Source organism: Leifsonia araucanica (genome assembly GCF_051161895.1).
GTDB lineage: Bacteria > Actinomycetota > Actinomycetes > Actinomycetales > Microbacteriaceae > Leifsonia.
This window is the reverse complement of sequence record NZ_JBMBTW010000002.1, coordinates 3,621,168-3,644,284: the sequence shown is the minus strand read 5'-3', so window position 1 is coordinate 3,644,284 and position 23,117 is coordinate 3,621,168. Positions and strand designations below refer to the sequence as shown.

The following is a 23,117-nucleotide window of genomic DNA, read 5'->3' as shown; positions in this document are numbered from 1 at the left end:
GACCGGAGGATCGCAGCGGGATCAGGCCGGTGGCGCGATCACCTCCCCGGCACGCTCGACGGCTCGGAGAGCGCCTCCAGGATGCCGTTCCAGAGCCGCACCCTGGCGTTCTCCGTCGGCTGCGCGTACGGAGCGGACGGGAGGTACAGCGGGGTGTACGGCGGCGCATAGAAGAGGTGCGTCGCATCCGGAGCGCGCACGTAGACGTCGCCGATCCTGTCGCCACGCGCGGTGATCCCCGCGTTCATCCACGCGCATCCGTTGTCGAGCTGTTCGTCGCGGCCGGCGCAGCCGAGCACGATCGGGCCGGGGATGCGGGACAGGTTCAGCACGTTCGCGCTGCTGGTGTCCCGCGTACCGGATGCGCACGGCACCCAGCTGCCGCCGACCGTCACCGCGGGGTTGGGCACCGGAGAGTTGCAGATCAGGCCGGTCGTGCCTCCCGGAGCGACGGCGCCGTAGACCAGGCCGGGATACGCCACCGCCGCCCAGAGCGCGAGCTGCGCGCCCCGGGAGGTTCCGAACGTGAAGATCCGCTGCCGGTCGACGCCCGGCTGGGAGCGCAGCCAGGCGAGCGCGGACAGGAAGCGCTCCGCCGGGAACGTGTGCGACGGATCGAGCTGCCCGGCGGAGCCGAAGGTGGACAGTGCGAGCGCCGGGTAGCCGTTCGCCGCGAGCTGTGACGCCGCGAGGACGCCCGTCGGGGTGCCGTTGTCCGTCCCGTCGAAGACGATGATGGCCGGGCGCAGCGCGGAATCGCCCGCCGTCGGCTCGAAGTAGTCTCCCGAGATGCCGTCGTCGAAGACCGCGTGCGACACCGCCCCGGACGCGAGGCCGATCCGCTCCACCGAGGTCTGGGCGACCCTGCGCCCGCCGACCGCCGCCGCCAGTACCACCCGCTGCGTGGTTGCCCCCCAGGTCTCGCTCGACGATGCCGGCGCCCCGGATGCGCTGCGCAGCGACCAGAACAGCCCCATCCCGTCCGCCCCGGCGAAGGGCGCGTCGACCGGCGCCTGCCTATCGAGGTCGACGGTGCCGCTCGCCGGCACGAGATAGTCGGCGTGCGAGGACCAGAGCGCGCCGTCGCGGACCGTCGCCGTGATGGTCACGCGCTGGCCGGGAGGGAGGGCGGTCAGCCGGATGCCGATGGGTTGCCAGACCGGGCTTGGATTCCTGTTCAGGACGAACCGCGGACCTTCGCGTCCCGCACCGGCGTCGGGTTGGGCGCATCCGGTGAGCACGACGGCGACGGCGGCGAGCACGGCCACGACAGCGGCGATCCTCCGGCCGAACCCGCCTGACTCGTCCCTCCGAACCACACGCCCGACCATCACCGCACCGCCCTCTCCAGCGTCGCCAGCGCATCCCGCCAGAGCGCGGCCCGCGCCTGCTCGGTCGCCTGCGCAAGCGCGGGAGACGACTCCGACAGCCCGACGGGCACGAGCGGCGGCGTGCTGATCGCGTGCCCTGCCCCGACGGCACGCAGCAGGACGTCGCCCGTCCGCTCGCCTCGCGCCTGCTCCGCCGCCGTCAGCCACTCGCACGCGTTCGACAGGATCTCGTCCGCTGTGCCGCAGGCGAGCACCACCGGGCCAGGGATGCGGTCCAGCCGCAGCGCCGGAGTGTCCGCGATCGTCCGCACCTGGCTCTCGCACGGCACAGGATCTCCCCCGCTGGTCAGCGGCGACGCTCCCCCGGAGGCCGTGCAGAGCAGAGCGGTCGGACCGCTCGCCGCGATGGCGCCGTAGACCGCGTACGGCTCGTTCGCCGCGAACCAGAGGGCGAGCGGGGCCGCCCGCCAGCTGCCCCAGACGAAGATGCGGGACGGATCGACCTCCGGCTGCTCAGCCAGCCAGGCCCGCGCGGCGTCGAACGACTCGACGCTGAGCGCCGACGACCCGGGGATCTGCCCCGTCGGGCCGAACGACGGGAGGATGAAGGCGGGGAACCCGTTCGCCGCGAGCTGCCCGGCGACGAACCTCCCTGAGCCGCCTCCGTCGTCGCCGTCCACGACGATCACGGCGGGGCGGGGCTGCGTCGGGTCGGGGAGCGGCGTCACGAAGGCCCCGATCCTCCTGTCGAAGTCCGCGCCGGCTTCGTCCCGTTCGCTCGGGCTCAGGAGGTCTCGTGCGAACACGTCGCGCGGCGCCGTCGCGGTGTTGAAGCCGGTGCGGTGCAGGATCGTGGAGGCGACCTCCCTGCCGTCCTGGTCGGCCGCGAGCGTGATGTCGATGTCGTTCCCCGCCCAGGTCTGCTCCAGCTCGCTCTGGCTCACGGGAGGGCCGGTCATGCTCCAGAACAGGGCGGCGGGATCCGGTGCAGGGTACGGCGCGAGGATCGGCTTCGCCCGCCAGAGCGCGATCACGCCGTTCGGTGGAACGACGTAGACCGCCCGCGACGTCCAGGTGCCGGATCCGGTGTGCGCCGTCGCCGTGAGCACCGCATCCCCTCCCGGCCGCAGTCCGACCAGCGAGACGAGGACGGGGTCGGTGACCCCCGGATGCAGGAGGTCGACCACGAATCGCGGGCCGAGCGAGCGCGGCGCCCCACCGCATCCGGTCAGCACGGCGGCGACCAGCAGGGCGGCGACCAGCGCGGCGGCGCGCGACCATCGGCGGCCACTCACGAGCGACCCGCCCTCAGCAGCGCGTTCAGCACGGCGTTCCAGAACGCGATCCTGGCGCGCTCGGTCTGCTGCCCGCTCGGTCCGTCCGGGATGGCGATCGGCAGCCCGGGAGGAACCATCGTCGCGTGCGATGCTGTGCTCTCGCGGAGCACGACGTCGCCCGCCCGCGTGCCCCTGGTGGCCATCGCGGCGTCGAGCCAGGCGCAGGACGACCGGAGGGTCTCGTCGCGCTCCGAGCAGCCGAGCACCAGCGGCCCGCGGACGAGCGAGAGAGCGGGCACCGCCTGCGCGTCGATGACGGAGGGGTCCACGCGGCAGCCCGCCGGCCTGCCGTTCTCGAACACCGGGCCGACCGCGCTCGACGGGAGGCAGAGCAGCGCCGTCGCTCCCCCGGAGGCGAACACCCCGGCGAGCCGCCAGGAGAACCGCGCGGCCGTCCACAGCGCCAGCTGCTCCGACGGGCCGGTCCCGTAGACGAACACCTGCCGCCCGTCCACGTCCTGCCGTTGGTCGAGCCAGTCGAGCACGGCCCCGACGGTGTCTGCATCGACGATCGAGGTCAGGCGCACGCCGTCGGCCGACCGTGTGACGGGGACCACGAACACCGATGCACCGAACAGCGTCAGCAGCGGGCCGACGAAGTCCCCGGATGCGCCGGGCGCCTGGTCGTCGAACACCACGACGGCCGGGGTGCGCGGCCGCTCGATCGAGCGCGCGCTGTAAAACGTGCCCACCTGCACATCCTCGTGCGTCTGCTGCGGGATGCGCGGTGCTGTTCCGCCCTCCCTGGCCGCCGTCGCCGCGAGCAGGTCCCTGGTGAAGACGCCACTGGTGCGGATGCCCGCCCCGATCCCCTGCAGGCGGAAGGTGCGGGCGGCGATCGGCCTGCTGCCGTCGAACGCGGTGACCGTGACGGGCGAGGTCTCGCGCATCCACTGTTCGGCGAGCGCCTCCTCGCCCAGCTGCGGGCCGCGCAGCGACCAGAACAGCCCGGCGGAGTCCGGCTCGGCGAACCGGGAGAGCTGGGGCCGCGCCGCGGCGAGGTCGAGCGTGCCGGAGGCGGGGACCGTGTATGTCGCCGACGAGTTCCAGAGCCCACGCGGTGTGCTCATCCTCGCCTCCAGCCGCAGGCGGCTCCCCGGCTCGGCCCCGACGAGTTCGAGCGGAACCGGCCAGAGGACCGACGTGTACCGGATGAGCGGAGGGGTGACGAAGCGGGGCCCTCCCTGGACGACCGTCGACGTGCACCCGGTGAGCGCTGTCGCCGCGAGCAGCACCGAGCACACTGCGGCGAACACAGCGGAGCGGCGGGCGGCGAACCATCGCCGCCCCGTGCCGTTCCGCGCGCGCATGTCACCACCGCAGCCGGTCGCCGGTCACCCGGCGGCGGAGGCCCCCGTCGCGCTCTGCCCGATCGCCTGCACGGTCTGGCGGGCGATCTCCAGCTCTTCGTCCGTCGGCACGACCAGCACGGTCACCGGAGAGCCGTCCGCCGAGATGACCCGCGCCTCCGACGACGGGCTGGCGTTGCGCTCTGGATCGAGCACGATGCCCAGCCCCTCGAGCCCGGCCAGCGCATCCGCCCGGAGCGCTGCGTCGTTCTCGCCGATGCCCGCGGTGAAGGTCAGGACGTCGAGCCCGCCGAGCAGCGCGGTGTACGCGCCGATGTAGTGCTTCAGCCGGTGCACGGTGGTCGCGAGGGCGAGCTGCGCCGCCTCGTCTCCGTCGTTCGCCGCGCGCCGCACATCCCGCATGTCGCCGGTGCCGGACAGCCCGAGCAGACCGCTCTTGCGGTTCAGCAGCTCGTCGAGGCCGTCGATGTCCAGGTTCGCCCTCCTGGCGAGATGGATGAGGACGGCCGGGTCGAGGTCGCCGGAGCGTGTTCCCATCACCAGGCCTTCCAGCGGCGTGAGCCCCATCGACGTGTCAACCGAGCGTCCGCCGTCGATCGCGCAGGCGGACGCCCCGTTGCCGAGGTGCAGGACGATCTGCTTCAGGTCGGCCAGCGGACGCCCGAGGAACTCCGCGGCGGCCTCCGACACGTATTTGTGGGAGGTGCCGTGGAAGCCGTACCGGCGCACGCGGTGCCGCTCGGCGAGCGCGGCGTCGATGGCGTACGTGTACGCCTCCGGCGGCAGCGTCTGGTGGAAGGCGGTGTCGAAGACGGCAACGTGCGGCACATCCGGGAACGCCTTCTCCGCAGCGCGGATGCCCTGCAGGTTGGCCGGGTTGTGCAGCGGGGCGAGGTCGGCAAGGTCTTCGATGTTGATCTCGACCAGCGGCGTGACGATGGTCGGCTCGAAGAACCGCTTCCCGCCGTGCACCACGCGATGGCCGACCGCGACAGGTGGATGCTCGGCGAGGCTCGGGCCGTCGGCCTCGAACGCGTCGATCATCGCCTGGAACCCGGCGGTGTGATCCGGGATCTCCAGGCTCCGCTCGCTCGTCCCGTTCGGGCCGCGATGGATGGTGTGGCCGGACCGCTCGCCGATCCGCTCCACCAGCCCGCTCGCGAGAGGACGCTCGGTGTCGAGGTCGATCAGCTGGTACTTGAACGACGACGAGCCGCTGTTGACGACGAGGACGGCGCTCATGAGAGACCCGCCTGGATCGCGGTGATGGCGACGGTGTTGACGATGTCGTCGACGAGCGCGCCGCGGGAGAGGTCGTTGATCGGCTTCCTGAGTCCCTGCAGCACCGGCCCGATCGCCACGGCGCCCGCGCTCCGCTGCACCGCCTTGTATGTGTTGTTGCCCGTGTTGAGGTCGGGGAAGATGAACACGGTCGCCCGTCCCGCCACGGCCGAGCCCGGCAGTTTCGCGGCGCCGACCGCCGCATCGGCGGCGGCGTCGTACTGGATGGGGCCGTCCACGGCGAGCTCGGGAGCCCGCTCGTGCACGAGCGTCGTGGCGGCGCGCACCTTGTCCACGTCGACGCCGGAACCGGACTCCCCGGTCGAGTACGACAGCATCGCGACGCGCGGCTCGATGCCGAACTGCTCCGCCGTCTCCGCCGACGAGATCGCGATGTCCGCCAGCTGCTCGGCCGTCGGATCCGGGATCACCGCGCAGTCGCCGTAGACGAGCACCCGGTCGGCGAGCGCCATCAGGAAGACGCTCGACACCACGGACACCTCCGGGCGGGTCTTGATGATCTCGAACGCCGGACGGATCGTGTGCGCCGTCGTGTGCGCCGCCCCGGACACCATCCCGTCCGCGAGGCCGAGGTGCACCATCATCGTGCCGAAGTACGACGGATCGGTGACCGTGTCCGATGCCTGTTCGACGGTGATGCCCTTGTGCGCCCTGAGCCGCGCGTACTCCGTCGCGAACCGCAGGCGCAGCACGTCGTCGAACGGGCTGAGCACCTCCGCACCGGAGATGTCGACGCCGAGCTCGATCGCCCTCGCGCGCACCTCGAACGGCTCTCCGAGGATGGTGAGACGTGCGACCCCGCGGGCGAGCAGGGTCGCCGCAGCGCGCAGGATGCGGTCGTCCTCTCCCTCCGGAAGCACGATGTGCTTGTCCGCCGCCCTGGCGCGCTCCAGCAGGTCGTACTCGAACATGAGCGGGGTGACCACATCCCGTGGGCTGACGTCGAGCCGCGTGAGCAGGGCGTCCGCGTCGACGTGGCGCTCGAACAGCGCCTGCGCGGTGTCGTACTTGCGCTGCGAGTCTGCGGCGAGCCTGCCGCGGGCGTGCGTGATCCGCACGACCGTGTCGTAGGTGCCGAGGTTCGTCTCCACGATCGGCAGCGGGGACCGCAGGCCGGCCAGCAGCCGCTCGATCGGCTCCGGCAGCTCGAACCCACCGTTGAGGACGATGCCGGCGATGGACGGGAACGTTCCGGATGCGTTCGCCATCAGCACCGCGAGCAGTACCTCTGTTCGATCGGCCGGCACGACCACCACCGCACCCTCGATCAGGCGAGGGAGCACATTGTTCATCGACATCCCGGCCACGACGACGCCGAGCGCCTCGCGCGCGAGCAGCGACTCGTCGCCCGCGATGAGGGTGGATCCGGTCGCCTCCATGATCGAGCGCATGCTCGGGGCGACGAGGAACGGGTCCTCCGGGATCGCCCAGACCGGGGCCGTGTCGCCGGTCGGCGTCTCCCCGACGGCCGACTGCACGGCACGGACGACCGCGTCGAGGTCGTCCGAGTCTGCACGGTTGGCGATGACGCCGAGGAGCGCGACGTGCTCGTCCCTCAGCTCGGCGACCGCGAGCTCGGTGAGCTGCTTGAGGTCTTCCGCGGTGCGCGGCTCCGCCTGGCCGAGCCGCTCGCCCAGCCCCTGGCCGATGCGCCCGCCGAGCACCAGCAGCACGGGAGCGCCCAGATTGGCGGCGATGCGCGCGTTGTAGCGCAGCTCGGTCGGGCTGCCGACGTCGGTGTAGTCGGAGCCCAGGATGACGACCGTGTCGCAGCGGGACTCGACCGCCCGGAACCGGCGGACGATCTCGGAGAGGGCAGCATCGGCATCCAGATGCACATCGTCGTACGTGACGCCGATGGCCTCCTCGTAGTCGATGTCGGCCGTCTCCCGCTGCAGCAGCAGTTCGAGCACGTAGTCGCGCTCGGAGGTCGAGCGCGCGATCGGACGGAAGACACCCACCCTGCCGACGGCACGGCGGAGCGCTTCGAGCACGCCGAGGGCGACGGTGGACTTGCCGGTGTGACCTTCGGCGGAGGTGATGTAGAGGGAACGCGCCACGACTCAGTCGACCCGCTCGATCGCCGGGACCTCGTATCCGCCGTCGAGCAGGACCTGCTCGGGGGCGTAGAGGCGCATGATGGGCCGGAACGCGCCCTGCGGCGTCGGCAGCCAGTTGGCGGCTGCCGTCGGGTCGGTGGGTCTGGTCGTGCTCATGGTGATGGTCAAGCCTCCGTCGTCGTCGTACACGATCCCTTGCGTCCTGTCCCCGATCGAATACCGCGCCGCCTCGTTCTCGACGAGGTAGAAGTTCGGGAGGTCGTACATGGTGATGGACCAGAACGCGCGCACCGGCGGCGTCGGATGCAGTCGCAGGGTGTACGTGTGCTCACCGGTGAGCGCATCCCCTGCCGCATCGAGATAGGTGAAGAAGTACGCGGCCTCGTAGCCGTGGTTGCCCCAGAGCCCGCCGAGCGCTGCTGCGGCCCGCGTCGCATACCTGGTCTTCGCATCCGTGTGCTTCCAGGCCGGATCGTCGAGCGCCCCGACCTCGAAGAAGTCGATGTTGTAGTCGAAGATGTGCAGGTTGACCTGCCAGTTGTTGACGACGGGACCGTCGCCGGTCCGCACGGCCATCTCGAGCGCCTGCTTGCCGGCGGCGTACCCGGCCTCCAACGCCTGGCGCACCTCCTCCGGCGCTTCGGCCAGCGTGTACGCACTGGTCAGCCCGAGCACGCTGTACGAATCCAGAGCCGCCCTGTCGCGCTCGGCGGGCGGGAAGGCGATGGCCCAGGTCCGGAACCGCTCGAAGAAATCGAGCGCCTCCCCCAGACCACCGGCCACGACCGGCATGCCCTGCGGAGGCGTGAGCGACGTCCGGATGGGCGTCAGCGCGAGCGAGTTCTGCAACTCCTCGACGGCCGCCAGGTCTTCCTCGCCGTCGCAGGCCCAGCGGCCGACGATCGTGGCGATGCGTGTCGGGAAGCGGATGACGGTGACGCCGTCGCCCTCCGGTCCGCCCTCCCACTCCGGCGGCACGAGCAGGAAATCGCCCCGGCCGTTGCCGGTCGCCCTGGTGCCGACATATGCGAAGTTGTTGGTCCACGCATCCACGAACTGCAGCACGTAGTAGCGGTCCCCCGCATCCGGAACGCTCAGCAGGATCGGCCCGACGCTCAGGTCGACGGGAGCGATCGAGTAGACGGTGTCGTTGTTAATGGAGACGAAGGTGTCACGCGGATCCGCCAGCGAACGCGCGTGACTGAACGAGTTGAACGACGCTGGGGGAAGCGATCCGATCCCCGTGGTCGTGAGGCGGAGGATCTGCTCCCCGTTGAAGACCAGCGGAAAACCGAAGACATACGCTTCGGACGCCAACTCGCTCAATGGCCCGGTCATCCAGCACCTCACTCAATCGGCGGATCTCGACCGCTCTTCTACAGAGTGTAGAAGAGCGCCTGTGCTCTGCTCAACTGTACGCGGAACAACCTGACCGACGGCAAAGAAAAAGACCCCTCACGCACCCGCCAGAGCCCGGTTACCCTTGCTGCGTTTCCGCCCTGGGGGAGTTGGCCTGGATGGCGCCACGTGAGGAGCCGGGAACCAGTGTAGCGGGTCAGACTGAGAGGTGTTGGCACCGAGCACCCCCGCGGACCCGGTAGGATACTTCGTGGCCGTTGCTCCTCCGGGAGTGACACCGCCTCAGGAGAATTCGCCTAGTGGCCTATGGCGCACGCTTGGAAAGCGTGTTGGGTGCAAGCCCTCGGGGGTTCGAATCCCCCATTCTCCGCCAGTATTTCCCTCAGCGCTCACCGAATCCGCTCGATTGACGAGAGTGCGCTCTCTTACTGTTTCTTCGGGAGGGTTGGGTTAGCGCAGGTCAGACGTGGCTAGCCAACCAAGAGAAGTCAGCGCCTATATAGCGTGACTGCGGTAACGCGCATCGGGAGCCCTCGCGCGTTGCGCCCATTAGTTGAACATTGGATCATTGGCCAATGTCGATGAATATCGCCTCCAGCAGCGGATGGGTGCCAATCCCCCATCCGCAGCCGCTGCGAAACACGCGCGCCTTTCATTACACGAATGCTCGGGGACTAATTGGCATCGTCGAGCGCCACCGGCTGTGGGCATCGTCGACCCTCGCCCTCAACGACCTATCCGAAGTCAGGTACGGAATTGAGGTCGTGAGGAGCGCTGTCGAATCTCGAACTGGCTCTGCCAGCACGAATCTAAAACGAATGCTTGACGATGAGGATTTTGCCCCGCTAACCAGGGGTTCATACGTCGTCTCCGCAAGCAGCCACGGCGACTCGCTTTCACAATGGGTCGCCTACGCGGGAAACCTGGGATACGCAATAGAGGTCGACACCTCGCAGAAGGTCGATCGGGTCGATGGCATCAAACCCGAAGAAGTCTCCGGATCGCTTGATCAATTAGCCGATTCGTTTACCTTGTCGTCCGGATGGTGGTACCCGGTGACATATGACCGAGCCAAGCAACTAGAGACCGTCAGACACGTACTGGACGTGCTCGACGAACATGACTTCGCCGCACCGGCTCAACTTTATGTTCCGATTAGCCTTTGCATCACGACCTTCAAGGATTCAGCTTTTGAGAATGAGCAGGAGGTGCGGTTCATCACCGGCAGAGGGCTACGCGACAAGTTTCGCGAAGGTCGCTTCGGGGTCGTTCCCTATGCTGAGGTGGCAAGCTCGGATGAAGCGAACCCACGACTTCCGATTCGTTCTGTGGTGATCGGACCGCTCGACCACGACGAACACGATGCCGCGGAGGCAACTGTTCGTTCGCTTCTCGACAACAACGGTTACGCAGAAGCCGACGTCCGCTTCTCACGTGCGCCGTATCGGTTTTAGGAGCTCTCGCATTTCGGCGCGAGATTCCAACGCCTGGAGCTTGCTCCAGCAATCGTTATTCCCCGCCTGAAGCAGCCATCCACCGCCGAGCCCGCTCAGCTCGCCGAACGGAACTCCGCAGCGCGTCGGCGCAGCCCGGCGTCGGCCACCTCCGGCCCGCGGTAGACCATGTCCATCGCGCCGATGCTCTCTCCGGGCGGGACGATCGCGTCGATGCGGTCGAGGATCTCGTCGGACAGGGAGACCTCCGTGCCCGCGAGCGTGTCCTCCAGCTGCTCCATCGTGCGGGGGCCGGCGATCGCCGATGTGACACCCGGATGCGCGATCACGAACGCCATCGCCAGATGGGTCAGCGGGATGCCGACCTCGTCGGACAGGGCGATCAGCTGCTCGATCGCGGCGAGGCGGCGTTCGTCGTGGAAGTGCCGCATCCCGGTGCTTGCGCGGAAATTGTCGTTCGCCTGGCCTGCGCGGTACTTGCCGGTCAGCGCTCCGCCGGCGAGCGGGCTGTAGACGAGCGTCCCCATGCCGTAGCGCTGTGCCACCGGGAGAATCTCTCGCTCGATCTCGCGGTCGAGGATCGAGTAGTTCGGCTGCTCGGTGCGGAAGCGCTCGAAGCCGCGGCGCTCCGACATCCACTGCGCCTCGACGATCTCGGAGCCGCGCATCGACGACGTGCCGATCGCCCGCACTTTGCCCTGACGCACCAGGTCGGTGAGCGCGGAGAGGGTCTCGTCGATGTCGGTGTCCGGGTCTGGGCGGTGCAGCTGGTAGAGGTCGATGTGGTCGGTGCGCAGGTTTCGGAGCGAGCGCTCGACCGCCTGCATGATCCAGCGACGGGATGCGCCCCTGTGGTTGATGTCGTCGTCCACCGGCCCCCAGAACTTGGTGGCGAGCACGACATCGTCCCGTCGGCCGGCGAGCGCCTCTCCGACCACCTCCTCCGAGTCCCCGTAGCGGTCGGCGGTGTCGACGACGTTGATGCCGGCGTCGAGGGCCCTGTGGATGATCCGGATGCCCTCCTGACGGTCGGGGTTGCCGAACGAGCCGAGCATCATGGCGCCGAGGGCGTACGGCGTGACCTGGATTCCGGTGCGGCCGAGAGTGCGGTACTGCATGGGGTCCTCCTGTAGGATCGCTATACGGAACGACGTTCCGCATATGCTGACCACTATACGGAACACTGTTCCGTTTACGCAAGAGGACCTCGCCGTGGCTACCGACGCCGACGCTCAACGCCCCGCACGGGCCGACGCACGCAAGAACCAGGAAGCGCTGCTCGCGGCCGCCCGCGACGTCTTCGCGCGCTCCGGCGTCGACGCGCCCGCGCGCGAGATCGCAGCGGCGGCCAAGGTCGGCGTCGGGACGATGTACCGCCACTTCCCCACCAGGTCCGAGCTCGTCGCCGCCGTGTTCACCGCGGAGATCGACGGCACCGCCGCGGCGGCCGCCGACCTGCTGGCGACCCACGCGCCCGGCGAAGCGCTCGAACTCTGGATCTCGCGGTTCACCAGGTTCGTCGCGACGAAGCAGGGCCTCTCCGCCGCTCTCCGCTCGGGAGACCCCGCGTTCGACGCGCTCCCCGACTACTTCGCAGCGAAGCTCGGCCCGGCCATCCGGTCGCTGCTCGACGCCGCGGAGGCGGCCGGGGAGGTGCGCTCCGGCGTCGACCCGCTCGGCCTGCTGCAAGCGGTCGGAGACCTGAGCCACCGGGCGCCGTCCGCGGATGGCAGCCCGAACGCGATGGTCCGGCTGCTGCTCGACGGCCTGCGCGTCAACGCCGCCGGATCGGCCGGTTGACCCCGGCCGACCCCGCGCGCTCCGCTCAGGCTGCCCCGATCTCCGAGAACAGGCCGGTGAACGTCGTGCCGGTTCCGCCCAGGCGCTGGAAGAACTCCCCGGCGGCCGGAGTGGCGACGGCGGCCGACGCGTCCTCGTAGCTGTCGAAGTACAAGTCGAGCGTCCGGTGCGCGGGCGTTGGAGTGCCGTCCTCCTTCGGCCAGACCTTCGCCGCCTCGAGCCGGCGCAGCCCGGGGAGCCGGCGGGCGAATCCCTCCAGCTCCTGGTACGCCGCCTCGAAGGCGGCAGGGTCGGCCGGGTTGTCGATGATGATGGTGATCTTCGTGGACATTGCGTTTCTCCTTGTGTTGTTCGGTGTTCGCTGATCGTGCAGTGCGTGGATGGTCAGCGGGCGGCGCCCGTTGCCGTGCGGTTCAGTCGGATGGCGGAGACCAGGAAGAAGATGCCTCCCAGTGTCGCGTATCCCGCCAGTCCGACGAGCGATGCAGCCGCATTTCCGGACTGCACAGCGAAGGCGACGCCGGCGAGCACGGAGATGCCGCCGCTCAGGATCATCGGCCACTGACCGCCGAGGCTGCGACGGGAGATTCCCACGATCAGCTGGACCGCGCCCGCCGTCACCGCCCAGAGGCCCCAGACGAGAAGGACGGCGGACCGGCCGGACATGACGGCGACGATGAGCCCGACCGCGGCGAGCGCGCTCAACGCCATGTTCACGTACAGCAGCCCCGCCGGCCGCGTCGCCCGCGACGCCCGGTGGTCGACGACGGCCGCGACCAGGTCGAACACCGGATAGATCACGAGGAGCGTCGCGCTCAGCGGCGTGATGCTCGCCGCACTGAGGCCCACGATGATCGCCCACACGATGGCGAAGCCGAAGCGGACGAAGTAGAGGCGGCGAAGCGAGGCGGCGATGGGTGCTGCCGGCGCATCCGGTGTTGTCGTGGTCATTCTGGTTCCGTTCTTCCGAGAGGGATGTCATGTAGAATGACTAGTCACTCTACATCGAGTAACCGTAGCCACCGAACGCCGGGCACGCAAGAGCACGTGAGGAGAACACCTATGATCGGGAGCGTGAAATCGTCGATGCGGGAGCGACTCATCGAGGCGGCGACCGAACTGTTCTACGCAGAAGGTCTCCGCGCGGTCAGCGTCGACAAGGTCATCGAGCGCGCCGGGACGACCAAGGTCACCTTCTACCGGCACTTCAAGAGCAAGGACGACCTCGTGGTCGCCCACCTGCAGCGCAGGGCGCAGCTGGAACGCGACGGAATCACCGGCGCCATCGCCGCCGCCGACGGCAGCGCAGACCGGGTGTTCCAGCTGATCGCCGAGCAGCTGGGCTCGATGGCGTGCGAGCAGGGCTTCCGCGGCTGCCCGTTCATCAACGCGGCCGCCGAGTACCCGGATGCGACGAGCCAGGTCCGCATCGAAGTCGACACCCACCGCGCCTGGTGCAAGGCCACGTTCGGCGAGATCGTGCAGCCGCTCGGCCTGAGCGACCCTCGCGGGACGGCCGACGACCTCATGCTCATCCGCGACGGCGCGATGGTCGCCGGCTACCTGGACGACGCCGACGCGCTCGCCGCCTCCTTCATCCGCAGCGCCAGGGCACTCACCGGGTCAGACACCGCGCACTGAGTCAGCGACGCACCGTCAGCGACGCGGCGCCGTGCTGTCGCGCACCTTGAGTTCCGGCTGGATGAGCGGGATGGTCTCCGGCGCCTCTCCCCGCAGCGACCGGAGCACGCTCTCGACGGCCCGGCGGCCCACCTCGGTGAAGTCGAGCCGCACAGTGGTCAGCGCCGGTAGGAAGTACGGGGACTCGTCGCGGTCGTCGAAGCCGACGACGCTCACGTCTCCGGGCACCGAGACCCCGTTGTCGTGGAGCGCCTTGATCAGGCCGAGGGCCATCGCGTCGTTGATCGCGAGGACGGCGGTGATCGAGCGGTCAGCAGCGATCCTGACCCCCGCCCGGTAGCCGGACTCCGCCGACCAGTCCGGGGACGTGAACTCGGGAGGCGTCACCCGGCCGGCGAGGGCGAGCTCGGTCTGCCAGCCGCGGCGGCGCGCATCCGACGCCATCCAGCCGTCCGGCCCTCCGACGAAGTGGACGGTCTCGTGACCGAGGTCGAGCAGGTGCCTGGTGGCCAGCTGGGCGCCGAGCGTCTCGTCGACGGACACGGTGGACGGCCCGGCGGGCGAGCCCTGCTCGAACCGTACAACGGGCACATCCGCGTCGAGCCGGTGCAGCACCTCGACGGCGGCGGTCATCGGCGCGAGCACCACGATCGCATCCACTCCGTCGTCGACGAGGGAGTCGAGACCCTCCTCGATGCTCGCGCGGTCCACGTTCGCGAGGCTCACCAGACTCGTGGCGTACCCGCTCCTGCGCGCCTCCTCCGCGATGCCGAACAACGCAAGAGCCGGGCCGTGCACGGACAGCGCGTAGCTGAGCACACCGAGGTTCATCGACCTGCTTGTTGCCAGAGTGCGCGCCGCCGAGTTGCGACGGTAGCGCAGCTGGGCGATGGCACGCTCGACCCGTTCGCGGATCTCGGGCGCGACGTTCGAGTGGCCGTTGACCACCCGCGAGACGGTCTGCTGCGAGACCCCGGCGAGACGGGCGACATCGACCATCCGCGCCGCGCGCGGCGCCTCGTTCTGCTCCGTCACCGGCGGCCCCCGGCGCCCGGCGAACGCACGGAAGAGGAAATCATTCCCCCATTATGACCGCGAGTACGACCGCGAGCGGCCGGGCGCCGGAAAGGCGCGCCAGACCGCTCGCGATCCTGCCGGATCCCTTGCCAGGGACTCAGCGGTTGCCGTAGCGCAGCACGGCGGGGTGCTGCTCGTACGGCCACTCGGCCTCCGGGATCATGTAGTCGAGCGTCGTGTAGCTGCCGTCCATCGTCGCCGCGAGCGACGGAGGGCCGGGGAACCCGATGACCCGCCAGCCGACGCGGTTGTCGTTTCCGCCGTAGACCGGGTCGCCGTAGAAACCCTGCCTGGTGTTCAGCACCAGGAGCGGGAAGAACTCGAGGAAGTCCTCGTTGACCGGCTGGTTGCCGGCCGGCGCTCCCCCGCTCCCCTGCCCGTCCGAGTCCGCGAAGGCGAACGTCGCCGGCTTCTCCTTGCGCGAGATGGTCTCCAGCACCGTGTCCTGCTGGTCGTCGTCCAGCTCGACGAACGGGGCGCCGAACTTCTCGGTGGCGATGCCGTCCAGTTCGACGATCCCCTCCCGGTAGAACGTCCGGCGGCTCTCGATGCGCTCCTGCCAGGCCTTCTCCTCCAGCCCCTCCATCCGGAGGAACCCGTTGCCGTCAGCTGCCGGGAAGACGAACTGCGTCCCCGCCAGCATCCGATCGATGAAGCGGACCACGCCTGCTTCTCTCGCTCCTGGATGGTGGTCCGTCGGAATGATGCGCGCAGTGGCGGCCTCGACAGTCGCCCATTCGTGCTCCGTGAAGAACAGCGGCCCATTCGAATCGCGCGTCGAGATCGGCACGGTGACCCATTCTGCCTGTCCCATAGTTATCGTTGTCTCCTCTGAAATCGTGGTTGAGGTCAGTCGGTCCAGCCATGACGGTCCACGGCGATGATGCGGTCGGCGCACCGCCAGGCGTTCGCCATGATCGTCAGTGCCGGGTTGATGCCGGTCGCCGTCGGGAAGAAGCTGGCGTCGAACACGTAGAGGTTCGGCACCTCGTGCGACCGGCACCACCTGTCGACCACCGAGGTGGCGGGATCGTCGCCCATGCGGGCCGTGCCGAGCTCGTGCGAGGTGTTCCCCGTGATGCGCTCCATGTTGACCGGCACGATCTTGGATGCGCCCGCCGCCTCCAGGATCTCGCCGTTCTTCTTGACCTGCCACTTCTCCTGCGCGAAGTCGTTGGCGTGCGGCGTGTGGGTGATGCGGGCGACCGGGAGTCCCCACGCGTCCTTCACCGTCGGGTCGAGGTCGACCCTGTTGGACTCGACGGGGAGGTCGTGCAGCAGGATGCCGATCTTCATGCTGTAGTTGAACAGGTCCCGATCGGCGTCCTTCGCCGCCTGACCCCAGGTGGGGCGGCCGGGGAAGCTCCAGTTGACGGGGTGGCCGAGCATCGACGGGAAGATCAGCGAGCCCAGGATGTGCCCCCGCGACTCGTCCGTCTCGTAGAAGTCGAACGAGCACAGGTTCATGTAGTGCCCTGACCAGCCGTAGAGCGGGTCGTGCAGCTCCTTGTCGAACAGGCCGACCGAGAACGAGTACTGGTGGAAGGTCGCGTTCTTGCCGACCTGCCCGCTGCCGTTGCCCAGCCCATCCGGGAACAGCGCCGACTTCGACATGAGCAGGAGCCTCGGCGTCTCGATCCCGCCGCCGCACACGATCACGGTTTTCGCGTTCTGCACGAACTCGTTGCCGTTCTCGTCCTGATAGCGCACACCGGTCGCCTTGCCGGTCTTGTCGACCAGGATCTCGCTGACGTAGCAGTCCGGGCGCAGGTCGTAGAGGCCGGTGTTGATCGCATCCGGGATGAAGCTGATCAGCGTCGACGACTTGCCGCTGCCCGGGTCGGGGTACTGCTGCCAGAAGCCGTTCTCGCTGAACGGCTTGCGGCCGCGGTACGGCTCGGTGACCATGCCCTGCGGCATCGGGAACGTGCTGTGGCCCATCTTGTTCATCGCGGTCGCGAAGGTGCGGCCGATCTGGCTGAGCGGCGCAGGCTTGGTCGGGTAGTCGCGGGTGCGGCGGCCCTCCCAGCGGTTCGCGCCGCCGAGACCCGAGGTTCCGAACTCCCACTCGACCCGCGTGTAGTACGGCTCGAGGTCGTCGTAGCTGATCGGCCAGTCGACGAGGCTCGCGCCGTCGACGTCGCCGTGCAGAGAGCGCAGCCGGAAGTCGTTGACGGTCATCCGGGGAACCATGCCGCCCCAGTGCGTCGTGCCGCCGCCCACGACCTGCGGGGTCGCGGAGAAGTTGGTGATGACAGCTTCCTCGCTGTCGTTCTGACGGTATGTGCGGGGCTTGAGCTTCGGGTCCTGCCAGATGAAGTTGCGGTTCAGGTACTTCAGCTCGTCGCCGGATGCGTGCTCCGGCTTCAGCCACGGGCCTCGTTCGAGTCCCACCACGCGCAGGCCGGCTTCGGTCAGCACCTTGGCTGCCGTCGCCCCTCCTGCGCCGGCGCCGACGATCACGACGTCGACCGGCTCCGGGTTCTTGATGGTGGTCATTCTGTGTCCTTTCCTTTCGGGGGTTCGATGGCGGCGCTGCGCCGGCTACGCCAGCACACCGGAGCGGCCGAGGCGTGCGACGGGCAGAAGGGCGTCCCACAGCTCGGCGGGGATGTCGATTGCGGCGAGCTGGGCGGTCTGCTCGACGCGCTTCGGCTCGGACATCCCGACGATCGTGGAGGTGACGCGCGGGTCGCGCACGGAGAACTGCAGGGCGGCCGCGGCGAGCGGCACCCCGTACGCCTCGCACAGGGACTCCATCGTGCGCACCCGCTGGAGCACCTCGTCGCTGACGGGGGCGTAGCAGTACGTCGGCACGGCATCCGGACCCTTGACCAGCATCCCGCCGCCGAAGGGAGCCGCATTGACGAACGCGACGCCTCTGGCCTGGGCGTCGTCGAGCAGCGGCTCGGCCGACTGGTCGACCAGCGTGAAGCGGTTGTGGCTGATGACGGCGTCGAACGCCTCCGTCGCGAGGTACTGCAGCTCGAGGTCGATCGGGCCTCCCGCGACGCCGAGGTAGTCGATGACGCCTTCGTCGCGGAGCGCGATCAGCGCTTCGAGGGGGCCGCCGGGGGCGACACCCTCCTCGAAGCTGATCTTCTCCGGGTCGTGCAGGTAGACGAGAGGAAGCCGGTCGAGGCCGAGGCGTTCGAGGCTCTCCTCCACCGACCGGCGCACCCGGTCGCCGGAGAAGTCGGTGGTCCCGGGGATGGGGTCGACCTTGGTCGCCACGACCACTCCGTCCGGCACTCCCCCGTTCTCGCGGATCGCCTGTCCGATGCGCTTCTCGCTGTCGCCGCCGCCGTACTCGTTCGAGGTGTCGATGAATGTGAACGGCCCGTCGAACACCCGCCGGATGGTCGCAACAGCCGTCTCCGTGTCCACTTCGTAGCCGTACTGCGCAGGGAAGCTGCCGAGGGCACTGGTCCCGACGCAGATGTCGGAGACGGTGAGTCCCGTGCGTCCGAGTTGTTTGATGGTCATGCGCTTCGCTTTCTCTCTCAGGTGGTGATGGCTATCTCAGGTGTTGCTGGCTGGTTCGCGGCGCCTGGGAGGGCGGCGCCGTGCTCCGGCGCACGACCAGCTCCGGGAGCACCCTGGGCAGCGCGTCGGCATGACCGCCGCGCATCAGGTGCAGGATGCGGTCGACAGCGAGGCGCCCGACCTCCTCGAAGTCGAGGCGGACGGTGGTCAGTGCCGGCCGGTAGTACCGCGCCTCCGGCACGTCGTCGAAGCCGACGACGCTGACGTCCTCCGGCACCCGCACCCCGTATTCGGAGAGGGCTTTGACGACCCCGAGCGCCATCTGGTCGTTGGCGACGAACACCGCGGTGATGTCCGGGTTGCGGACGATGTCGCAGCCGGCCGCGTATCCGGAGCGCGTCGACCAGTCTCCGGAGATGACCGGGTTGGTCACCCTGCCGCTCGCCGCGAGCGTGTCCGACCAGCCGCGCATCCTGGCGTCCGAGCCGAGCCAGCCGCTCGGTCCGGCGACCTGCCAGACCGTGTCGTGGCCGAGGTCGAGCAGGTGCCGGGTGGCGAGCGCTGCACCTCCGACCTCGTCCGTCGCGACGCTCGTCGTCCCCTCCGGCGCTCCCGGCTCGAAGACGACGAGCGGCACGCCGGCCTCCAGCCCGGTGATCGCTTCGAGGGCGGCCTCGACCGGCGCGAGCACGACGATGCCGTCCACCGCGTCCTCGGCCAGGTGGTCGAGCGCCGCCTTCATGGCCGTGCGGTCGACGTCGCCGAGGGTGACCAGGTTGGTCGCGTAACCGGCGCTTCTCGCCTCGTCGGCGATGCCGCTGAGTGCGACCGACGGACCGTACTGGGTAAGGCCGAAGCTGACGATCCCGAGATTCATCGTCTGGCCGTTGGCCAGGGCGCGGGCCGCCGGGTTCCTGCGGTACCGCAGCTGCCGGATGGCGAGCTCCACCCGCTCCCGGATCTCCGGGGCGACGTTGGTGCTCCCGTTCACCACGCGGGACACCGTCTGCTGGGACACCCCGGCGAGGCGTGCGACGTCGATCATCCTGGCACCGCGAGTCGTCGAATGCTTGTCTGTGCTCGAAGGTGCCGACATCGTGGCTAGCCCGCTGTCCGTGCGCTGCGGCGACCCAGATGGCTGCGGAAGAATCCGGAGATCCGTTGCACGCCGCCCGCGCTGGAGAGGAAGACCGCGATCACGATCACCGCGCCCTTGATCACCAGCTGCGGCTCGGAGGAGATGCCGACCAGGTTCATCACGTTGATGATCGTCGCGAGCACGAACACGCCGATCACGGCGCTGATCGGGTCGCCCTTGCCGCCCATCAGGGATGCACCGCCGACGACGACCGCTGCGATCGCATCCAGTTCGTAGCCGACGCCGATGAGCGAACTGCCCTGCCGGAGCTGTGCTGCGGCGATGAGCCCGGCCAGCCCGGCGAGCAGCCCGGACATCGTGTACGTGATGAGAAGGTTGCGGGCAACGGGCAGGCCCGAGAGCCGCGCCGCCTCCGGGTTGCCGCCGATCGCGTACAGCGAGCGTCCGAACGTCGTGAACTTCGCAACGAGCGCTGCGAGGACCATGACGATCAGGAAGATCATCACCGGGTTCTGCAGCCCGAGGCTCGTGCCGCGGGCGAAGAGGTCCACGAACGTCTGGTCGGTGATCTGGATGAGGCTGGTCGACTGGATGATGTAGCTGAAGCCCTTGACGGCGCTCATCATGGCCAGCGTGGCGATGAACGGCGGAATGCGGAGCCACACCACGAGCAGACCGTTGATCAGCCCGGCGATCCCGCAGCAGAACAGGGTGAACGCGACCGAGAGTCCCGTCGCCATGCCGGCTTGCAGGGTCAGAGCGACGATCACCGTCGACATCGCCAGGATCGAGCCGACCGACAGGTCGATGCCGCCCGTCAGGATGACGAAGAACTGGCCGACGGCGAGCACGGCCACGATCGAGGCTGCCGCGATCACGTTCTCCGCGTTCCTCAGCGTGAGGAAGTCGGCGGAGACGTAATAGCCGATCACGATGATGACGACGAGGACCAGCAGCAGGTAGGTCTTCGGCAGGATGCGCTTGGCGACGCCTCTCCAGGCGGGGTGCGCGGAGACGGCGCCGGTCTCGGTGGCCGGCGTGGCCGGCTTCGCCGGCTCGTGGAGGAGTTTGTTCGACATTGTCTTTCCCGTCGTTGGGTTCAGTCAGTTGATTCAGGGGGCGAGCCGGGAGGGCTCAGGCGAGGAGCTGGAGGATCGTCTGACCCTGGGGATCGATCTCGTCGTGGTCGAGCTCGGCGACAACGCGGCCTCTGGCCATCACGAGCACGCGGTCGCACATCATCGCCTCGGAGATCTCCGAGCTCGCGATGATCACGGTTCCGCCCGAGCGGGCGAAGTCCCGGATCAGCTCGTACATGTCCTCCTTGGCGCCGACATCCACGCCTCTGGTCGGCTCGTCGCAGATGAGCAGGCGGGAGGATCGCACCAGCCAGCGGGCCAGGATGCCCTTCTGCTGCGTTCCGCCGCTCAGGGTCTTCATCGGCTGGTTGACGCTGGAGACCTTCATCCCGAGCTTCGCCACCATGTCCTGCGCCGTGCGCTTCTCACGCTTGCCGTCGATCACGGCGAGCCTGCTGAACATCGGCATGCTCGCCAGCGTGATGTTGCCGGCGACCCCCATGTCCGGGATGAACCCCTGCGCTTTGCGGTCCTGCGGGAGCAGCCCGATGCCGAGCCGGATGGCGTCGCGGGGCGAGGCGAAGGTGACCTGCTTGCCGTCGATCGTGAGGTGCCCGTCCGTGCTCCTGCGGGCGCCGGCGAGCAGGCTGGCGAGCTCCGACTGGCCGGACCCGATCAGGCCGGAGATGCCGAGGACCTCACCCCGGTACAGGTCGAAGTCGATGCCGGACACCCGGTCGTCCTCCCCCAAACCGCGGGCGGACATCAGGATGCTGTCCGTGCGGCCGGCGCCGAGGCGCGGGCTGCGTTCGCCGCGGAGGGCGGCATCGGCGATGGAGCCCTCCAGGCTCTTGCCGACCATCGCCGTCACGACGTCGGCCGGTTTGGTGTCCGCGGTGGCCAGGTCGGCCGCAGTCACGCCGTCGCGCAGCACGGTCACCGCGTCGCAGAGGCTGTAGAGCTCATCCATGCGGTGCGAGATGTAGAGGAGCGTGACGCCCTCGGCCGCGAGCTTGCGCAGCACCGTGAAGAGGCGCTCGACGTCGGGCAGGGGAAGGGTGGACGTCGGCTCGTCGAGCAGCAGCACGCGCGCATCCTTGTGCAGCGCCTTGGCCAGCTCGACGGCCTGCTGCTCCGCCACGGAGAAGCTCGAGACCGGCTGCGTCACGTCGAGGTCGAAGCCGACACGGGCCAGGGCCTCGCGGGACTTGGCCTGCATCTGCGCCCAGTTCACGACGCTCCCCTTATTGGGAAGCGTGCCGAGGAAGATGTTCTCGGCGACCGAGAGCGACGGCACCAGGCTCAGCTCCTGGTAGATGGTGTGGATCCCGGCCGCCTGCGCATCCGTCGGCTCGCGGAACTTCACGACCTCCCCGCCGAGCCTGATGGTTCCGCCGTCCGGAATCTCCGCCCCCGAGAGGATCTTGACCAGCGTCGACTTCCCCGCACCGTTCTGTCCGGCGAGGGCGTGGATGCTCCCCCGCCTGACCGAAAAGCTCACCCCCTTGAGCGCCTGCACACCGAGGTAGCCCTTGGTGATGCCTTCGAGCTGCAGCTCGTCCATAAGTTCTCCGCACTTCTTCGTGACTTGTCTGTTTCCCAGCGGTCGCTGCGCCCGAACCGATGACATCGGGCGCAGCGACTCCTGGTCGTACCCGCCGGCGCTTAGTCGTTCGCCCGCACGTACGTGTCTTGCGGCTTGTAGTAGTCCTTGGCGTTCTCGGGCGTGACGACGGTGGTCTTGATGAAGACCTCCTTCTTCGGGCACGCCGTCTTGTCGTTGTTGTACGCGGCGACGGCCATCTTCACCGCGGCGACGCCCTGGTCCCACGGCTGGTTGGATGCGGTGGCCTGCAGAGGCCCCGTCGGGTTGTCGACCATCTCCTTCACAACGTTCATTCCGCCGTCGTATCCGGCGACGATCACGCCGTCGCCCCAGATCCCGGCCTGCTGGAGACCCTGCTCGATGCCGCCCTCCATCACGTCGCTCATGCTGTAGACGATCTTGAGGTCGGGGTTCGCCGTCGCGACGTCCCGGATGGGCGCGAGGGCCTTGTCCGGCTTCCACTCGCCGTACTTCGTCTCGAGCTTCTTGGTCGTGATGCCCGGGTAGGCCTTCATGACCTTCTCGTAGCCCTTCAGGAACCCGTTGAACCGCAGGTCACTCAGGACGTCGCCGGGGAAGCCGCCGATGCCGACGACCTTGATCTCGCCCGTCGTGCCGAACTTCTCGACGGCCTTCTTCGCGGCGACCTCGCCGGCGAGCGAGCCGGTGTATCCCTGGTCTTCCGCGACGTAGCAGTACATGTCCTTGACCAGCGAGGGGTCGAGGTTCGAGTTGACGGTGACCAGCGGCACCTTGGCGTTCTGGAGCGCTGCGACAGAGGCTCCGACGCCGATCGGGTCGTTGGGGTTCATGATCACCACGTCGACGTTCTTGGTGATCAGGGTCTGCACGTCGGCGTTCTGGCGCACGGTGTCGCCGTTCGCGTCGAGGAGCTGGATGGTCGCCCCCAGCTTCTTGGCTTCGGCCTGGCCGCCCTCGACGAGGGTCTTCCACCAGTCGCTGCCGCTGATGCCGCGCTGGCTCCAGCCGATGACCAGGCCCTTGCCGGTCTTCTTGTCCGCGTCGCTGGCTGCTGCTCCGTCTGTTCCGCCTCGTGCACATCCGCTCAAGACGAGAGCGGTGGCCGCGACGAGGCCGGCGACGGTGAGGATGGTTCGGGTACGGCTGCGGGTGTTTCTCGTGGTGCTGCTGGGACTGATCATGGTTCCACTTCCT

20 protein-coding genes, 1 tRNA gene and 1 other RNA gene are annotated in these 23,117 nt (G+C 68.8%); 4 read left to right on the top strand and 18 right to left on the bottom strand.

Features of this window, described 5'->3' with window-relative positions:
• Window positions 1-38 precede the first annotated feature (38 nt).
• The 7 genes from ACN6M5_RS17560 to ffs all read right to left on the bottom strand — a co-directional run bounded on the left by ACN6M5_RS17560 (window position 39) and on the right by ffs (window position 8,880).
• Window positions 39-1,331 carry an acyl-CoA thioesterase/bile acid-CoA:amino acid N-acyltransferase family protein gene (locus ACN6M5_RS17560; protein WP_434951819.1) on the bottom strand — a complete coding sequence of 431 codons (1,293 nt, stop codon included), beginning with the start codon at window positions 1,329-1,331 and terminating at the stop codon, window positions 39-41.
• Window positions 1,331-2,626, bottom strand: a complete 1,296-nt coding sequence (locus ACN6M5_RS17555) for an acyl-CoA thioesterase/bile acid-CoA:amino acid N-acyltransferase family protein (RefSeq protein ID WP_434951817.1) — start codon at window positions 2,624-2,626, stop codon at window positions 1,331-1,333. Before ACN6M5_RS17555 ends, ACN6M5_RS17560 begins: the two co-directional genes overlap by 1 nt.
• Window positions 2,623-3,978, bottom strand: coding sequence for an acyl-CoA thioesterase/BAAT N-terminal domain-containing protein (locus tag ACN6M5_RS17550; protein WP_168688785.1), 1,356 nt, complete (start codon window positions 3,976-3,978; stop codon window positions 2,623-2,625). The genes ACN6M5_RS17555 and ACN6M5_RS17550 overlap by 4 nt, the downstream gene beginning before the upstream one ends.
• 24 nt (window positions 3,979-4,002) lie before the next feature.
• Window positions 4,003-5,220, bottom strand: a complete 1,218-nt coding sequence (locus tag ACN6M5_RS17545) for an acetate/propionate family kinase (RefSeq protein WP_085371059.1) — start codon at window positions 5,218-5,220, stop codon at window positions 4,003-4,005.
• Window positions 5,217-7,340, bottom strand: coding sequence for a phosphate acetyltransferase (gene pta, locus ACN6M5_RS17540; RefSeq protein ID WP_434951814.1), 2,124 nt, complete (start codon window positions 7,338-7,340; stop codon window positions 5,217-5,219). The genes ACN6M5_RS17545 and pta overlap by 4 nt, the downstream gene beginning before the upstream one ends.
• 3 nt (window positions 7,341-7,343) lie before the next feature.
• Window positions 7,344-8,678, bottom strand: coding sequence for a DUF1254 domain-containing protein (locus tag ACN6M5_RS17535; protein WP_434951812.1), 1,335 nt, complete (start codon window positions 8,676-8,678; stop codon window positions 7,344-7,346).
• Window positions 8,679-8,783: 105 nt separating this feature from the next.
• Window positions 8,784-8,880, bottom strand: an RNA gene (gene ffs, locus ACN6M5_RS17530) — signal recognition particle sRNA small type.
• Window positions 8,881-8,984: 104 nt separating this feature from the next.
• Here ffs and ACN6M5_RS17525 point away from each other — a divergent pair.
• Window positions 8,985-9,072, top strand: a tRNA-Ser gene (locus ACN6M5_RS17525).
• A gap of 202 nt (window positions 9,073-9,274) precedes the next feature.
• Window positions 9,275-10,153: a DUF2971 domain-containing protein gene (locus ACN6M5_RS17520; RefSeq protein ID WP_434951810.1), complete on the top strand. Its 879-nt coding sequence runs from the start codon at window positions 9,275-9,277 to the stop codon at window positions 10,151-10,153.
• Between the two features lie 95 nt (window positions 10,154-10,248).
• On the opposite strand, the gene ACN6M5_RS17515 is transcribed toward ACN6M5_RS17520, so the two are convergent.
• Entirely contained in the window at window positions 10,249-11,271 is a 1,023-nt protein-coding gene (locus tag ACN6M5_RS17515; RefSeq protein ID WP_434951808.1) for an aldo/keto reductase, read from the bottom strand.
• A 94-nt stretch (window positions 11,272-11,365) separates the two neighbouring features.
• Between ACN6M5_RS17515 and ACN6M5_RS17510 the strand changes: the two genes are divergently transcribed.
• Window positions 11,366-11,953, top strand: coding sequence for a TetR/AcrR family transcriptional regulator (locus ACN6M5_RS17510; protein ID WP_434951806.1), 588 nt, complete (start codon window positions 11,366-11,368; stop codon window positions 11,951-11,953).
• 25 nt (window positions 11,954-11,978) lie between these two features.
• Here ACN6M5_RS17510 and ACN6M5_RS17505 read toward each other — a convergent pair whose 3' ends face one another.
• Together ACN6M5_RS17505 and ACN6M5_RS17500 are read right to left on the bottom strand one after the other, a co-directional pair.
• On the bottom strand, window positions 11,979-12,284 hold the full coding sequence (locus tag ACN6M5_RS17505; RefSeq protein ID WP_434951804.1) for an EthD family reductase: 306 nt from the start codon (window positions 12,282-12,284) through the stop codon (window positions 11,979-11,981).
• Window positions 12,285-12,337: 53 nt separating this feature from the next.
• Window positions 12,338-12,904 (bottom strand): hypothetical protein, encoded by a 567-nt coding sequence (locus tag ACN6M5_RS17500; protein WP_434951802.1) that lies wholly within the window; start codon window positions 12,902-12,904, stop codon window positions 12,338-12,340.
• Between the two features lie 111 nt (window positions 12,905-13,015).
• On the opposite strand from ACN6M5_RS17500, the gene ACN6M5_RS17495 reads away from it, so the two are divergent.
• Window positions 13,016-13,594 (top strand): TetR/AcrR family transcriptional regulator, encoded by a 579-nt coding sequence (locus ACN6M5_RS17495; RefSeq protein WP_434951800.1) that lies wholly within the window; start codon window positions 13,016-13,018, stop codon window positions 13,592-13,594.
• Window positions 13,595-13,609: 15 nt separating this feature from the next.
• Here ACN6M5_RS17495 and ACN6M5_RS17490 read toward each other — a convergent pair whose 3' ends face one another.
• The 8 genes from ACN6M5_RS17490 to ACN6M5_RS17455 form a co-directional block, all read right to left on the bottom strand.
• Window positions 13,610-14,593, bottom strand: coding sequence for a LacI family DNA-binding transcriptional regulator (locus ACN6M5_RS17490; RefSeq protein ID WP_434952437.1), 984 nt, complete (start codon window positions 14,591-14,593; stop codon window positions 13,610-13,612).
• Window positions 14,594-14,768: 175 nt separating this feature from the next.
• A complete protein-coding gene (locus ACN6M5_RS17485) occupies window positions 14,769-15,485 on the bottom strand; it encodes a gluconate 2-dehydrogenase subunit 3 family protein (RefSeq protein ID WP_434951798.1) in 717 nt (238 codons plus the stop codon).
• Between the two features lie 35 nt (window positions 15,486-15,520).
• Complete coding sequence (locus ACN6M5_RS17480; RefSeq protein ID WP_434951796.1) at window positions 15,521-17,170, bottom strand: GMC family oxidoreductase; 1,650 nt, start codon at window positions 17,168-17,170, stop codon at window positions 15,521-15,523.
• Window positions 17,171-17,215: 45 nt separating this feature from the next.
• On the bottom strand, window positions 17,216-18,157 hold the full coding sequence (locus ACN6M5_RS17475) for an aldo/keto reductase (protein WP_434951794.1): 942 nt from the start codon (window positions 18,155-18,157) through the stop codon (window positions 17,216-17,218).
• A gap of 31 nt (window positions 18,158-18,188) precedes the next feature.
• Window positions 18,189-19,202: a LacI family DNA-binding transcriptional regulator gene (locus tag ACN6M5_RS17470; protein ID WP_434951792.1), complete on the bottom strand. Its 1,014-nt coding sequence runs from the start codon at window positions 19,200-19,202 to the stop codon at window positions 18,189-18,191.
• A 56-nt stretch (window positions 19,203-19,258) separates the two neighbouring features.
• Window positions 19,259-20,335 carry an ABC transporter permease gene (locus tag ACN6M5_RS17465; RefSeq protein ID WP_434951790.1) on the bottom strand — a complete coding sequence of 359 codons (1,077 nt, stop codon included), beginning with the start codon at window positions 20,333-20,335 and terminating at the stop codon, window positions 19,259-19,261.
• A gap of 55 nt (window positions 20,336-20,390) precedes the next feature.
• Complete coding sequence (locus ACN6M5_RS17460; protein ID WP_434951788.1) at window positions 20,391-21,899, bottom strand: sugar ABC transporter ATP-binding protein; 1,509 nt, start codon at window positions 21,897-21,899, stop codon at window positions 20,391-20,393.
• Window positions 21,900-22,000: 101 nt separating this feature from the next.
• On the bottom strand, window positions 22,001-23,104 hold the full coding sequence (locus ACN6M5_RS17455) for a sugar ABC transporter substrate-binding protein (RefSeq protein WP_434951786.1): 1,104 nt from the start codon (window positions 23,102-23,104) through the stop codon (window positions 22,001-22,003).
• Window positions 23,105-23,117 lie beyond the last annotated feature (13 nt).